Genomic DNA, 13,665 nt, shown 5'->3' with positions numbered 1-13,665 from the left:
ATAAAAGTTAACTTTGCGCTTTTTGATTTTTTAATCTTCAGAATTACATAAGAATCCAACAAAAATAGGTATTTGTGAAGAAGAATGATAGGGCAGAGGCTTCTAAAAAAGTCGCATTTTATACACTTGGCTGTAAACTGAATTTTTCAGAGACCGCAACCATTTCGAGAAGTTTTAAACACGAAGGCTTTAAGCGGGTAGATTTTAGTGAACCTGCAGATGTTTATGTTATTAATACCTGTAGTGTGACTGAAAATGCAGACAATCGCTTTAAAACAATAGTAAAAAAGGCTCAAAACGTCAATCCTGATGCGTTTATCACGGCTGTGGGCTGTTATGCCCAGCTCAAGCCTGAGGAGCTTGCAGATGTAGATGGAGTGGATTTGGTTTTGGGTGCCACCGAAAAGTTTAAAATTACCGACTACCTGAATGATCTCACCAAAAATGACATGGGTGAGGTGCACAGTTGTGAGATTGAAGAGGCTAATTTTTATGTAGGTTCCTATTCGCTGGGTGGTCGCACCCGCGCATTCTTAAAAGTTCAGGATGGGTGTGATTACAAATGTACCTATTGTACCATTCCTATGGCCAGAGGTATTTCGAGGAGCGATACCCTTAATAACGTCTTGAAAAATGCCCGGGATATTGCAGACCGGGGGATAAAGGAGATTGTTCTTACAGGAGTAAATATAGGTGATTACGGTAAGGGAGAGTTTGGGAATAAGAAACATCAGCACACGTTTTTAGATCTGGTTAAAGCTCTAGATGATGTAAATGGTATAGAGCGTTTACGCATCTCAAGCATTGAACCTAATCTTCTGAAAAATGATACCATTGAGGTTGTGGCAGATTCTGAGACTTTTGTTCCTCATTTTCATATACCTCTACAGAGTGGAAACAACGAGCTTTTGGGTAAAATGAGCCGGCGCTATAAGCGCGAACTGTATGCAGATCGTGTGGCTGAAATCAAACGCCTGATGCCCGATGCCTGTATAGGAGTGGATGTAATTGTTGGTTTTCCGGGTGAGACTGATGCGCATTTTTTGGATACCTATAATTTCCTAACGGAACTGGATATCTCGTATTTACACGTTTTTACCTATTCGGAACGCGACAATACCAAAGCAGCAATGATGCCGGGTGTGGTTTCTATGCGTAAGCGAAAAAAGCGCAGTAAAATGCTGCGAGGTCTTTCTGCCAAAAAGCGGAGAGCTTTTTATGAGTCGCAGTTGGGAACCCGGCGTACAGTTCTTTTTGAAGGAGAAAATAAAAAGGGATACATAAACGGTTTTACCGAAAACTACGTCAAGGTTAAGGCCCCGTGGGATCCCGGGTTGATAAACACGTTACACGATGTGGTGCTTACCGAAATTGATGAAGATGGTTTGGTGCGTTTTGAATATTGTGAGGAGTTGGTTGCGGTAACAGCATAAAAAAACCTGTCTTTTAAAACAGGTTGTAATTCATTTGTGAAGCAGTAAGTTGCTAGATATTTATACCTACCGGTAATAAATCTTTATACTTTCTGCGATTAGCTCGCATAAATTTGGCAATTTCAGGACTTGTGGGTACCAGTCTGATATTGCGATCTTCGACTTCTTTAAAAACAGCAACGATAAAATCGTTCATTTTGTCCTCTGTACCTTCGGGCATATGTAATTTGGTAAGAAAGATTTTACGATCCTGAAGGGAGTATTCAATTTTTGCCAATTTACCATCTATAGTGGTCTCAAATTGTCTTAGAAATTCGTTGTCTGTCAATTCAATCGCTGTCATTACATCCATATAAAATTTGATTTAAGAAAAAATAGTGCTTTCTGGAAGGTTTTGGCTAATACATTTGTATTCTTTTGGCAAGAATTTTAATGTATTTGTAAAGATACAAAAATTTTAAGGTTTTTTGGAGGGATGACTGTTAAAGCCTTAATTTTAAGTATTATGATACACGTCTATTTAGTGCCGGGAATGGCAGCAAATCCTAGTATTTTTGATCATATAAAACTCCCTTCAGATCGGTTCAGCCTGCATCCCCTTGCCTGGAAAATTCCGCAACCCAATGAAAGTATGTCTTCCTATGCCAAACGAATGCTGGAGGAGGTGACGCATGAAAATCCGGTGTTGATAGGAGTAAGTTTTGGAGGGGTGGTGGTTCAGGAAATGGCTAAAAACGTAAACTATAAAAAGCTGATTATCATCAGCAGTGTAAAGACTAAAGCCGAACTGCCCCGAAGCATGCGCTTTTCAAAAGCTTTAGGTCTTTATCGCATCGCTCCTGTAGGATTGGTACGTCACGTAAATCTATTGTCGGAATATGCGGTTACCGAAACCCTGAAGCATAAGGCAGAATTGTACCAGAAGTACTTATCGATCACAGACCCGGTTTATTTGCATTGGGCTCTGGAGCATATGCTGTGTTGGGATCAGACCACCTATGCTAAAGATTTGATACATATTCACGGGACCGCAGATCCTGTTTTTCCATTTAAGTACATCAAAGACTGTATCCCGGTTAAAGGTGGAACTCACGCGATGATCATAAGCCGTTGTAAGTGGTTTTCAAAAAATCTTCCCAAAATAATAGGGGATTAAAAGAGACGGTGTACCAACTAAAAATTTAAGATATCTATCGCGGTATTGTTCTTGCTATCATGTCTATCATTTGCTAATTTGCAATACAACTTCAAAAAGACATTCTATGATCCCAGTTAAAAATATTCTTGCAGGTGTAGGCCTTGTGGCTACTACTGCATTTTGCGTTCAGGCCGTTCAGAAAGAGGCTTCCGATCCCGAAATCACAAAAAAGGAAAAACTCGTAAACGATTATAATGTGTACGCGATTCCGTTGCCGGAAGCCATGGATTTTGCGGGGGAGCGGGTGCCTCTTGAAGATCCCGATGTACGTGAGCGTATGGACCGGGAACTTCTGGTTAACACCTACTGGCAGTCTAACGGGTTGCTGATCATCAAGCGTGCTGCAAAATATTTCCCCATCATCGAACCTATTCTTAAGGAAGAAGGCCTGCCCGATGACTTCAAGTACCTGGCGGTTATTGAGAGCGGACTTACCCAGGCGGTATCACCTGCGCGTGCTACCGGCTTCTGGCAGATACTTGGCAGTACGGGTAAAGAACTGGGGCTTGAAGTAAACGATAATGTAGATGAGCGTTATAATGTGGAGCTCGCCACACGTGCGGCCTGTAACTATTTAAAAAAGTCCAAGAATTATCTGGGAAGCTGGACGCTTGCCGCTGCAGGCTATAATGCCGGTAACGCCGGGATCAACCGCAGACTGGAAGCTCAGGATGTGACGGGTTACTATGATTTGCTTTTGGGAGAAGAAACGGGAAGGTATGTTTTTAGAATTTTGGCCCTAAAAGAAATCCTCAAAGATCCTAAAAAGTATGGCTTCAATTATACCGAAGATGATTTATATACCAGCGTTCCTACCTATAAAGTTGCAGTAGATACTGCTGTTACCGATTTTGTAAAATTTGCACAGGACTTTGGGATTAATTATAAAATATTGAAAATTCACAATCCCTGGTTGCGTGAAGATCATTTAAACAACGCTTCGCGAAAAGTGTATCAGATTGAGATTCCCGAAAAAGGTGTTTATACTGTGGGGCAGTAAACCCGGATAAATCAGAATAAAAAAGGAGCCTGAATAAGGCTCCTTTTTTTTAGGTGTTATGTTAAATGCACTATTAAAACGTAGCCAATGATTCGGGCAGATCGTTGATGTTGATGTTTAGATCCAGATTGATTGCAGCGATCTGGCGGTTTAAAAAATTAAGGTTCTGATTGATGATCTCAGCGCCGGAAATGCCCAGTTGATTGGGAGGTCTTCTGTTGATGTCTAAAATTTGTCCATCTGCCGCAATCACATACGAAAGCGAAATACCCAGTGCGTGCTTTAGCAGGTTTACGGTTTTCATATGCTTATTCTGCACCTCGTCTACGTAAGCAACCTGAATGTTTTTGTGGAACTTTTTGGCTTCTTTTTTCACGGTGCTTTTATCATCCCAAAACAGGACAATAAAATCTACGAGACCGGCATAGCGCTCGGCAAGTTTGTTTAGAACAGGAATTTCGCCATCACTGGGAATACACCACGAAGAATAGGTAAGTATAATTGTGGGGCGTTCAAAATCTTCGGTAGAGGTGATAAAAGAATTGTTTAGATTTTCAAACTCAAGATTATCAAGATATGTGCCCTGAAGCTTGCTTTTTACCAGGGTATCAAATAACGATTTGGCAAAGTCAAACTCACCGTACTTTAGAGCCTCATCAACCCGTGCGGTGTACTTATCCATATTTGCAGCCAGGGCATCAGAGAAAAGTACTTTTTGTTCCTCCTGAGCCTGTAGACTAAAAACCGATAAGAATAGAAGTATAAGTAGAGTTCTTGCCATATAAATCCTTGAAAAGCAAAGATATCCTGAGCATCAGCGGCAATAAAATCTAATCGATAAAACGAAATGTAAAATCGTTATAAAACACAAGACATTCGCGAAATCCGGACGCCTTCAGAGAATACCTATTATTAAAACAGGAATTTGCAGATTATAGAGCAGGTGGTTTAAGCTATCTGCGTCCGCCCCGGCCGTATTGCTGACGAGGCATATTTGCAGCCTGTTTCATTTGCTGCTTCATCATTTTGATCTGCTCGCCAAGCATATTGTGCTTATCTAATTTTTTGGCTTCCGCAAGCAATAAATCTGCTTCCCGTCGTCTGTTTTTAGTCATGGCAATACCGGCTAGATTGATTTTGGCCATTGCCAGATCGGCATCCATACTTAGACCCAATTGTACAGCCTTTTTAAAATATTTTTCAGCCTGAATCATATTGGTTTGAGAAACCATAAGACCATTTAGGTAATTGTAATACCCCTGTTGCTTACGCACCAGTGCAGCTTCGGGATTCTTGATTTTGTTAAGCCATTTTTGAGCTCCGGCAAAATCCTGTTTACGCAATCTCAGGAAAGCAAGAATCAAAATCTCATTCTTAAAGTAGAGCAGGACGAAAATACCTGCCAGAAGGATTAATAAAATGCCGTTGCCTATAGAACGATCTGCAAATTGCCATACGGCCAATGCAACTACAAGAACAGCTAAAACGAGTTTTATATTTTTGTTGAACATTATCGGAATTCTTAAAGTATTAAATCAAGGCATCAGCTTATACTTATAAATGCCTGTTTTATTGAGCCTGCAAATGTAATAAAAACAATCTGAAATATTTTAAACTTTGCTCTTGTTGAATTAGAAACTCTTTGTATATTTGCGCCCAGCTTTTGGGAAGGCTATTCTCAGAATTACAACAGAAAAGTTTAAGGAAGATTAAAGAAGATACACAATGAGCAAAAGAACGTTTCAACCTTCAAAAAGAAAAAGAAGAAATAAGCACGGTTTCCGCGAGCGTATGGCTACAGCTAACGGTCGTAAAGTCCTTGCACGTAGAAGAGCAAAGGGTAGAAAGAGATTATCTGTATCTTCTGAGCTAAGACATAAGAAATAAATGATTTTTATCGTTTAAAATATCAAAGGTGTTACTTTTAATAGTAACACCTTTTTTTTATAAATACTCCAGACTAAATTTAAACACACATACTTAATCTGAGCACTAATGCCTAAAAACGAAAAACTTAAATCAATCTTAATAATCGGTTCTGGTCCAATCATTATAGGTCAGGCATGTGAATTTGACTACTCCGGATCACAGGCACTGAGATCCCTGCGGGAGGATGGTATTGAAACTATTCTCATCAATTCGAACCCGGCTACTATAATGACAGACCCGGTAATGGCAGATCACATTTACCTGTTGCCGCTTACCACAAAATCTCTTGTTAAAATACTGGAAGAGCACCCGCAAATCGACGCGGTATTGCCTACAATGGGAGGGCAAACAGCGCTCAACCTGTGTATTGAGGCCGATGAAAAAGGTATTTGGAAAGATTATGGAGTTCAATTGATAGGTGTTGATATTGACGCGATTAATATTACTGAAGATCGGGAGAAGTTTAGAGAGCTTATGCTTAAAATAGGCATAGGTATGGCTCCTCAGGCTACAGCCACATCCTTCTTAAAAGGAAAGGAAATTGCTCAGGAATTTGGTTTTCCACTGGTAATACGGGCTTCGTATACCCTTGGTGGAGCCGGAGCTTCGATTGTCTACAAACCTGAAGATTTTGATGCACTTCTAAGCCATGGTCTCGAAATATCGCCTATTCACGAGGTGATGATCGATAAAGCCCTAATGGGTTGGAAAGAGTATGAGCTGGAGCTGCTGCGGGACAAAAATAACAACGTGGTTATCATTTGTACCATCGAAAATATGGACCCGATGGGGATCCACACCGGAGACTCAATTACCGTGGCGCCTGCTATGACTTTAAGTGATCGTACGTTTCAGCGTATGCGCGATATGGCCATACATATGATGCGCTCTATAGGTGACTTTGCGGGTGGCTGTAACGTACAATTCGCCGTAAGCCCCGACGAAAAAGAAGATATCATCGCGATTGAAATCAATCCACGGGTATCGCGTTCTTCGGCTTTGGCTTCTAAGGCAACCGGTTATCCTATTGCAAAAATCGCTTCTAAACTGGCTATTGGTTATACGCTTGACGAACTCGATAATCAGATTACTAAATCTACTTCGGCTTTGTTTGAGCCCACTCTCGATTATGTTATTGTGAAAATTCCACGCTGGAATTTCGACAAATTTGAGGGCAGCGACCGTACTTTAGGGTTGCAGATGAAATCAGTAGGAGAGGTGATGGGTATTGGCCGCTCGTTCCAGGAAGCCCTTCATAAGGCAACCCAGTCGCTCGAGATCAAGCGTAATGGTCTGGGAGCAGACGGTAAAGGCTATACCAACTACGATAAGATTATTGAAAAACTGACTAACCCAAGTTGGGACCGCGTGTTTACCATTTATGACGCCATCCAGATGGGTATTCCGTTAAGCCGTATTCACGAAATCACCAAGATTGATATGTGGTTCCTCAAGCAATTTGAGGAAATGGACGCACTGGAGAAAGAAGTTTCTAAATATACCATAGACACGCTGCCTCGCGATCTCCTGCTGGAGGCTAAACAAAAAGGTTTTGCAGACCGCCAGATCGCGCATATGCTCGACTGTCTGGAAAGCAATGTCTACGACAAGCGTGACGAATATAAAATCAACCGCGTTTATAAACTGGTTGATACCTGTGCTGCAGAGTTTGTGGCACAAACGCCTTACTTCTATTCTACTTTTGAAAATGAAATGCAGTTGCCATCGGGCGAGCGTTTTGCCGATAATGAGAGTAAAGTAAGCGATAAGAAAAAAGTGGTGGTGCTGGGCTCCGGTCCTAACCGTATAGGTCAGGGAATTGAATTTGACTACTGCTGTGTACACGGTGTTATGGCAGCTGCCGAATGCGGGTACGAAACCATTATGATTAACTGTAACCCGGAGACGGTTTCGACCGATTTTGATATTGCAGACAAGCTCTATTTTGAGCCGGTATTCTGGGAGCATATTTACGACATCATCCGTCACGAGAAGCCCGAAGGCGTAATTGTGCAGTTGGGAGGTCAAACCGCTCTTAAACTGGCTGAAAAATTAGACCGCTACGGAATCAAAATCATAGGAACCAGCTATAAGGCACTTGACCTTGCTGAAGATCGCGGTAGTTTCTCAAGACTTTTAAAAGAAAACGGAATCCCGTATCCTGAATTTGATGTAGCCGAGAGTGCAGAAGAAGCACTTGCTGTTGCAGACCGTCTGGACTTCCCTATTTTGGTAAGACCCTCGTATGTATTGGGAGGTCAGGGAATGAAAATCGTGATCAACAAAGACGAACTTGAAGAAACCGTTGTTGACCTGTTGCGTAAGATTCCAAATAACAAACTCCTGTTAGATCATTATCTGGATGGGGCAATTGAAGCTGAAGCCGATGCGATTTGCGATGGCGAGAATGTTCAGATCATCGGTATTATGGAGCATATTGAACCTTGCGGAATTCACTCCGGGGACTCCAATGCTACCCTGCCACCGTTTAACCTGGGAGATTTGGTTATTCAGCAAATTAAAGATCATACGCATAAGATTGCTTTGGCACTCAATACCGTTGGATTGATCAATATTCAGTTTGCGATCAAAGACGATATGGTGTATATCATCGAAGCCAACCCGCGTGCTTCACGTACGGTTCCTTTTATAGCGAAAGCTTACGGTGAACCTTATGTAAACTACGCAACCAAGGTGATGCTGGGCGAAAAGAAAGTGACTGACTTTGAGTTTAATCCCAAGCTGGAGGGTTATGCGATTAAGCAACCGGTGTTCTCATTTAATAAGTTTCCAAATGTGAATAAGCAGTTGGGCCCTGAAATGAAGAGTACCGGCGAAAGTATCTTGTTTATCGACAGTTTGAAGGATGATGCATTTTACGATCTGTACGCAAGAAGAAAAATGTACCTAAGCCGATAATTTTTTGCAACATATAATTTGTGGCAACGTCTTTAGAGTAACTTTAGTATAATATTGCTTTTTATTTGGCATGCTATTTGAAAAGTTATTTTATCTTTACAACGCATTGAAACACAGTTATATGGTATGAAATTTACTTGGTTTTACATTTTCCTTTTGACGTTTGCGTTCACATTAAGTGCACAAACTACACATGTAATCAACTGGAAGTCAGGATCCAAGGATCTTTCGTCTACGCTTGAAATTCAGGTAGGAGATACCGTACAATGGGTTTTTAGTGAGTATGTTCCACAAAATATTGTCAATACTTCTTTTGGCGCTCCTGCAGACTTTGGGATTTCCCAGCGTCTATCTAAAGGTTCGGTTTATGAGTATGTATTCACTAAAAAAGGGATCTATACTTTTGAGAGTAGTGCCAAAAAGAGTTTGAAGGGAAGTATCAAGGTTTCCGATTCCAAATCGGTTGTATCTCAAACGGCAGACGGATATAAGATTTATCCCAATCCGGTAAAAGATCGCTTGTTTTTTGAGAGTCCGTCACTTAGTAATTCTTTAGACATCACGTTTTACGATGTGTTGGGTAAAAAAGTTAAGCAGGATAAAGTTTCCTCAGCTTTGGCTTCGAGTGGTCTGGATGTAAGCACGCTAAAACGCGGTGTTTATCTCATTCAGATTGATAACGGTAGCCGCTCTTTTACGCAAAAACTGATTAAAGATTAAACTTCTACACGCATTATAACAAAAGCCCTTCCGGATTCCGGAAGGGCTTTTTGGTTTTATAGATTTCAGGAAACAATAATTTTAGGGCGGTTATGCTTTGGATGCCACTTCCATTAGCAGCGCACACAGATAAGCTCCGGCAGTACCCGTAACATAACCAAAAACCGCCAGCAGTATGCCTACCGAGGTTAGCGAGGGGTGAAACTCTGCGGCTACGACAGGTGCAGAGGCAGCCCCGCCCACATTTGCCTGACTCCCCACGGCGAGGAAGAAATAGGGCGCTTTGATGAGCTTTGCAACGCCAATGAGTAAGCCTGCGTGAATGCTGATCCAGATTAAACCAATGGCAATCAAACCCGGGTTTTCGAGTACCTTAGTCAAATCCATTTTCATACCTATGGTTGCGACGAGGATGTAAATAAAAAGTCCTCCTACTTTACTGGCGCCGGCACCCTCGTAATTTTTTGCTTTGGTAAACGAAAGCATAATTCCAAAAGCCGTAGCAAAAACCACCATCCATAAAAAGTCTGAACTCAGCGAAGAAAGGATTTTTTCTTTGTTGCGCACCACCTCAAAGTTGTTTTCTAAAAAAGAAGCGAAGTGTGTTCCCAGAAAATGCGCCAGGCCTACCCCTACAAAAGCAAAAAACAGAAACATCACCAAGTCCTGAAGGGTCGTGTTACGGGCAATGCTTTCGGTATGAGTGGTCACTTTAGCTTTGAGTCTTTCGATAGAAGAGGTGTCTGCTTTCAGCCAGCGGTCTATGCGCTGGCGTTTTCCGATGCCAAAAAGCAACAGCGCCATCCAGATATTGGCTACTACGATATCAATAAGCACCATTCCGCCATAGTTCTCGGGATTGTATTTAAAAACCTCAAGCATCGCGGCCTGATTGGCACCACCACCTATCCAGCTGCCTGCAATGGTCGACAGTCCCCGCCATACAGCGTCAAAACCATTGCCGCCCACCGTATCGGGCGAAAAGATGGAAACGATTAAAATCGCCAAAGGTCCGCCAATGATGATGCCTACAGTTCCCGTAAAAAACATAATAAGGGCTTTGGGGCCCAAATTAACGATGGCTTTAAGGTCGATGCTCAGCGTCATTAAAATAAGGGCTGCAGGAAGCAGATACCGGCTGGCCACAAAGTACAGGTTGCTGGCTTCTTCCGAAACGATACCGGTGCTGGCGAGGATTGCGGGTAACAGATAGCATAGCAGCACCGTGGGAACGACGGTATAGAATTTTTGCCAAAACCGGGTTTGCAGGGAAGAGGTATAAAATACCAAACCCAGACAAAGCGCCAGGAGTCCAAAAATTACCGTATCGTCTGTTAAAGGCAATTGATCCATCAATGTAAAAATACTTGGTTAGGCTTTAAAGGTAGGGTATTTGGGAGGATTGAAAGAACACATAGAGGCATCAAAAGAGACTCGATCTTTGTGAAATTAACCAAATTAGAATTTAGCTCCCGATCAGACTATCTGTATATAGCATATTTGAATTTCTAACTATAATCTACAACTCCCACCGCTTCAGGTTATATGCGGCATCCCAAAATTGATACTCCAAACGCGATGCTGTGATAAAAGCTTCCGTCATGCGCCGGCGTATTTGAGGTGTGGTTTGTAAAGCTGCCTTATTACACAGATCAATTGCCCTTTCTACCGAAACCGTAAATTCTTCCCCGGCATAGGTTTCAATCCAGTTTTGAAACGGGTTTCCGGCAGCCTGATGGTGGGTATAAATATATTCTCCAACATTTTTATAAATCCAAAAGCAGGGGAGTGTTGCAGCCATCGCTACTTCCACGGGTTCCAGTGCTGCAGTACTTCTCAAAAAGTGCGTATAATGATGACAGGCGGGCTGTATGATTCCCTTGTCTGACACTCCAAAGTCTTTAAAATAAGACTCGTGCAGGGCTTGCTCTACCACAAGGGCATTTTCTGCAAATTGTAAGTATGCCAGCGCATCTTCCACATCATGTGCTTTGGCACCTGTTAAAGCCAGGGCTCTTCCAAAATGCTCCAGATAATAGGAGTCCTGCAGCATGTAGAACTGAAATGTCTTCATAGGAAGACTGCCGTCAGATAATTCCTCAATAAAGGGCATTTTGAGAATGGAATTGTAAATACCATTAACAGCTTGCCAGGCATTTTCAGACCAGTTCATTTTTATTAAGCTTTTGAGGGTTGAAAAAGTGATTTAAGGGGCCGTTTCCTTTTCCGGTTTGGGTATCTGCACCCTGCTTTATGGCCTGGTAGACATACTCCTGTGCCAGATCAACTGCTTCATACAGGGAATTTCCCAGGGCTAAAAAGGAAGCAATAGCGGAAGATAGGGTACAGCCTGAGCCGTGGGTATTGTTGGTTTTAATTTTTTCGAACTCAAAAGTACGTGGAGTAGTACTTTCATCAAATAACAGGGAAGTAATTACTTTTGTTTTCTGATGACCTCCTTTCAGCAGTACAGCTTTACAGCCCAATTTTTTAATAGAAGCTCCTGCCTGCGTCATATCTTCCAGACTTTCTACCTTTATTTTCGCTAAAATAGCTGCTTCATCCATATTCGGGGTAATAATATCGGCAAGGGGCAGCAGTTTTTTTACGATAACCGCTATGGTTTCTTCTTCAATAAGACGATGTCCGCTGGTTGCCACCATAACCGGATCAAAAACAACGGGAATGTCGGGGTAGTTGCGCAATTGCTTCACGAGGACCTCCACCAGTTGCGGGGTATGTACCATCCCTATTTTTATCGCATCGGGCACAATATCTTCCATTAAGTTTTCCAGCTGTTCAGCAACCGCTTCCACAGGAATGGGAAAGATAGTTTTGACACCCCGGGTGTTTTGCACAGGCAATGCGGTTAATACAGAGGTGGCGTAGCATCCCAAAGCAGAAATCGTTTTGATATCGGCCTGAATACCGGCACCGCCACTGCCGTCAAAACCGGCAATGCTTAAGACTGAAGGATAGGTGTATTTTTTCATTTTAAGAGTTCATTTTTTAATTGATAAGCTGCCTTTTGAGGGTTGGGCGCTCCACAGATTGCAGATACCACAGCAATGCAATCAGCTCCCGCATCGATAACCGATTTTACATTGTGCACATCCAGATTACCAATGGCCACCAGAGGTTTGTCTGTAAGCTTGCGTATAATTCTGATTCCATCCAATCCCCATTCGGTAATGGTATCGGTTTTGGTAGGTGTTTTAAATACGGGACTGATACCTAAATAATCAGAAACAGCGGTTTCTTCTGTATCCAACTGCTCCAGATGTTCTATAGAATAACCCACATATGCAGCGTTACCCCACAATTCTCGTATAGCAACAGGAGGAATGTCATGGGTTCCTACGTGAATACCTGTTGCGCCTACCTTCTTTGCGACTTCCAGATTGTCATTGATGATGAGCGGGATCTGATAGTTGTCGGTGATTTCTTTGAGCTGGAGTGCCTTGCGTATAAACGTCTCCGGCTCATCGTTCTTTTCCCGTAACTGGATTAGGTCTACTCCTCCTATGATACTTTCTTCTGCCACCTTGAGAAAGTCCCGCCCTTTACAGTCGGCTTCAGACAAAACCAGATAGAGTTTATAGGGAAACGGGGATTGTTTGTTCATCCCCGGGAAATTTTAAGCTGTGCGTCAAACTCAGTTTCCTCCAGGTTATAGAGTTTATCCAGGATTTGCATTTGCAGACTCCCCGGTCCGGCAGCTTGCTGTGCAGCAAGCGCTCCTGCTATTCCCAATAAAGCCATCGCAGCAGCGGTAGCCTCTGTTTTGTCTGCAATCACAGCTATAAATGCTCCTATAATAGCCGATGCCGAGCAGCCTAAACCCGTAACCTTTGCCATCATAGCATGACCATTTTTAAGGTAAAGCAAACGCTGGGTATTGTCTAAAATGACATCGGTTTCGCCCGAAATACATACCACAGATTCATAGTGTTGTACGAGCTTGCGGGCAGCCTCCACAGCGTCGGTACTGGATGCGGTGCTGTCAACACCTTTGGTTTTGGCGGTATGAGACTGCGCAAGGGCTAAAATCTCAGACGCATTCCCTCTGATTACCGTAGGCCGGTACTGAAGTAGTTTTTGAAGGATTTCATCTCTATATGGAGTGGCCCCGGCACCTACCGGGTCAAGTACCCAGGGTTTATTTAGGGAATGAGCTGTTTCTGCGGCTATCAGCATAGCTTCAGACCAGTATTCGTCAAGCGTGCCTATATTGATCACCAGCGCGCCTGCAATGCCTGTCATATCTTTGACTTCTGATTTAGCGTGAGCCATAACAGGTGAAGCACCTGCTGCCAGCAGAGCATTTGCCGTGTTGTTCATCACCACATAGTTGGTGATATTGTGTATTAAAGGGGATTGATTTTTTACGGTTTGGATGTGTTTCCAAAGTGTTTTTTCCATGTTGATCTATTTTTGTGAAACAAAAAAGCTTTAGGAAAAAACCG

At 42.5% G+C, this 13,665-nt stretch carries 14 protein-coding genes; 6 read left to right on the top strand and 8 right to left on the bottom strand.

Annotated features, from left to right (window positions below):
* Window positions 1-74: 74 nt before the first annotated feature.
* Window positions 75-1,433: a tRNA (N(6)-L-threonylcarbamoyladenosine(37)-C(2))-methylthiotransferase MtaB gene (gene mtaB, locus ACSSS3_RS00730; protein ID WP_442846045.1), complete on the top strand. Its 1,359-nt coding sequence runs from the start codon at window positions 75-77 to the stop codon at window positions 1,431-1,433.
* Between the two features lie 52 nt (window positions 1,434-1,485).
* On the opposite strand, the gene ACSSS3_RS00725 is transcribed toward mtaB, so the two are convergent.
* Complete coding sequence (locus ACSSS3_RS00725) at window positions 1,486-1,785, bottom strand: GNAT family N-acetyltransferase (RefSeq protein ID WP_099646696.1); 300 nt, start codon at window positions 1,783-1,785, stop codon at window positions 1,486-1,488.
* A 153-nt stretch (window positions 1,786-1,938) separates the two neighbouring features.
* On the opposite strand from ACSSS3_RS00725, the gene ACSSS3_RS00720 reads away from it, so the two are divergent.
* A complete protein-coding gene (locus ACSSS3_RS00720; protein ID WP_442846044.1) occupies window positions 1,939-2,589 on the top strand; it encodes an alpha/beta fold hydrolase in 651 nt (216 codons plus the stop codon).
* 106 nt (window positions 2,590-2,695) lie between these two features.
* Complete coding sequence (locus tag ACSSS3_RS00715) at window positions 2,696-3,631, top strand: lytic transglycosylase domain-containing protein (RefSeq protein ID WP_228230281.1); 936 nt, start codon at window positions 2,696-2,698, stop codon at window positions 3,629-3,631.
* Window positions 3,632-3,704: 73 nt separating this feature from the next.
* On the opposite strand, the gene ACSSS3_RS00710 is transcribed toward ACSSS3_RS00715, so the two are convergent.
* Window positions 3,705-4,412: a TlpA family protein disulfide reductase gene (locus ACSSS3_RS00710; protein WP_228230280.1), complete on the bottom strand. Its 708-nt coding sequence runs from the start codon at window positions 4,410-4,412 to the stop codon at window positions 3,705-3,707.
* A gap of 172 nt (window positions 4,413-4,584) precedes the next feature.
* Window positions 4,585-5,142, bottom strand: coding sequence for a DUF2892 domain-containing protein (locus ACSSS3_RS00705; RefSeq protein WP_228230279.1), 558 nt, complete (start codon window positions 5,140-5,142; stop codon window positions 4,585-4,587).
* Window positions 5,143-5,356: 214 nt separating this feature from the next.
* On the opposite strand from ACSSS3_RS00705, the gene rpmH reads away from it, so the two are divergent.
* The 3 genes from rpmH (at window position 5,357) to ACSSS3_RS00690 (ending at window position 9,199) form a co-directional block, all read left to right on the top strand.
* Complete coding sequence (gene rpmH, locus ACSSS3_RS00700) at window positions 5,357-5,518, top strand: 50S ribosomal protein L34 (protein ID WP_099646692.1); 162 nt, start codon at window positions 5,357-5,359, stop codon at window positions 5,516-5,518.
* A 108-nt stretch (window positions 5,519-5,626) separates the two neighbouring features.
* Complete coding sequence (carB, locus tag ACSSS3_RS00695; protein WP_442846043.1) at window positions 5,627-8,479, top strand: carbamoyl-phosphate synthase large subunit; 2,853 nt, start codon at window positions 5,627-5,629, stop codon at window positions 8,477-8,479.
* 126 nt (window positions 8,480-8,605) lie between these two features.
* A complete protein-coding gene (locus ACSSS3_RS00690) occupies window positions 8,606-9,199 on the top strand; it encodes a T9SS type A sorting domain-containing protein (protein ID WP_442846042.1) in 594 nt (197 codons plus the stop codon).
* A 90-nt stretch (window positions 9,200-9,289) separates the two neighbouring features.
* Here the strand turns inward: ACSSS3_RS00690 and ACSSS3_RS00685 are convergent, their stop codons facing one another.
* The 5 genes from ACSSS3_RS00685 to thiM all read right to left on the bottom strand — a co-directional run bounded on the left by ACSSS3_RS00685 (window position 9,290) and on the right by thiM (window position 13,621).
* On the bottom strand, window positions 9,290-10,552 hold the full coding sequence (locus tag ACSSS3_RS00685; protein WP_442846041.1) for a DUF819 family protein: 1,263 nt from the start codon (window positions 10,550-10,552) through the stop codon (window positions 9,290-9,292).
* A gap of 166 nt (window positions 10,553-10,718) precedes the next feature.
* Window positions 10,719-11,372, bottom strand: a complete 654-nt coding sequence (gene tenA, locus ACSSS3_RS00680) for a thiaminase II (protein ID WP_442846040.1) — start codon at window positions 11,370-11,372, stop codon at window positions 10,719-10,721.
* Window positions 11,359-12,192 (bottom strand): bifunctional hydroxymethylpyrimidine kinase/phosphomethylpyrimidine kinase, encoded by an 834-nt coding sequence (gene thiD / locus ACSSS3_RS00675; RefSeq protein ID WP_442846039.1) that lies wholly within the window; start codon window positions 12,190-12,192, stop codon window positions 11,359-11,361. Before thiD ends, tenA begins: the two co-directional genes overlap by 14 nt.
* Window positions 12,189-12,824 carry a thiamine phosphate synthase gene (gene thiE / locus ACSSS3_RS00670; RefSeq protein WP_442846038.1) on the bottom strand — a complete coding sequence of 212 codons (636 nt, stop codon included), beginning with the start codon at window positions 12,822-12,824 and terminating at the stop codon, window positions 12,189-12,191. Before thiE ends, thiD begins: the two co-directional genes overlap by 4 nt.
* On the bottom strand, window positions 12,821-13,621 hold the full coding sequence (thiM, locus tag ACSSS3_RS00665; protein ID WP_442846037.1) for a hydroxyethylthiazole kinase: 801 nt from the start codon (window positions 13,619-13,621) through the stop codon (window positions 12,821-12,823). Before thiM ends, thiE begins: the two co-directional genes overlap by 4 nt.
* Window positions 13,622-13,665 lie beyond the last annotated feature (44 nt).

Origin of the sequence: Leeuwenhoekiella sp. H156 (assembly GCF_052218455.1) — a bacterium.
GTDB classification, from domain to species: Bacteria; Bacteroidota; Bacteroidia; order Flavobacteriales; family Flavobacteriaceae; genus Leeuwenhoekiella; species Leeuwenhoekiella parthenopeia.
Note: the sequence above shows the minus strand (reverse complement) of the source record. Positions and strands in the feature narration are given on the sequence as shown.

What these genes read in the sequence shown, in the direction of transcription:
- rpmH (WP_099646692.1), top strand. Translation starts at nt 5,357, where the DNA reads ATGAGCAAAAGAACGTTTCAACCTTCAAAAAGAAAAAGAAGAAATAAG.
- tenA (WP_442846040.1), bottom strand. Translation starts at nt 11,372, where the DNA reads ATGAACTGGTCTGAAAATGCCTGGCAAGCTGTTAATGGTATTTACAAT.
- ACSSS3_RS00715 (WP_228230281.1), top strand. Translation starts at nt 2,696, where the DNA reads ATGATCCCAGTTAAAAATATTCTTGCAGGTGTAGGCCTTGTGGCTACT.
- thiM (WP_442846037.1), bottom strand. Translation starts at nt 13,621, where the DNA reads ATGGAAAAAACACTTTGGAAACACATCCAAACCGTAAAAAATCAATCC.
- thiE (WP_442846038.1), bottom strand. Translation starts at nt 12,824, where the DNA reads ATGAACAAACAATCCCCGTTTCCCTATAAACTCTATCTGGTTTTGTCT.
- ACSSS3_RS00685 (WP_442846041.1), bottom strand. Translation starts at nt 10,552, where the DNA reads ATGGATCAATTGCCTTTAACAGACGATACGGTAATTTTTGGACTCCTG.
- ACSSS3_RS00725 (WP_099646696.1), bottom strand. Translation starts at nt 1,785, where the DNA reads ATGGATGTAATGACAGCGATTGAATTGACAGACAACGAATTTCTAAGA.
- thiD (WP_442846039.1), bottom strand. Translation starts at nt 12,192, where the DNA reads ATGAAAAAATACACCTATCCTTCAGTCTTAAGCATTGCCGGTTTTGAC.
- ACSSS3_RS00705 (WP_228230279.1), bottom strand. Translation starts at nt 5,142, where the DNA reads ATGTTCAACAAAAATATAAAACTCGTTTTAGCTGTTCTTGTAGTTGCA.
- carB (WP_442846043.1), top strand. Translation starts at nt 5,627, where the DNA reads ATGCCTAAAAACGAAAAACTTAAATCAATCTTAATAATCGGTTCTGGT.
- ACSSS3_RS00720 (WP_442846044.1), top strand. Translation starts at nt 1,939, where the DNA reads ATGATACACGTCTATTTAGTGCCGGGAATGGCAGCAAATCCTAGTATT.
- ACSSS3_RS00690 (WP_442846042.1), top strand. Translation starts at nt 8,606, where the DNA reads ATGAAATTTACTTGGTTTTACATTTTCCTTTTGACGTTTGCGTTCACA.
- ACSSS3_RS00710 (WP_228230280.1), bottom strand. Translation starts at nt 4,412, where the DNA reads ATGGCAAGAACTCTACTTATACTTCTATTCTTATCGGTTTTTAGTCTA.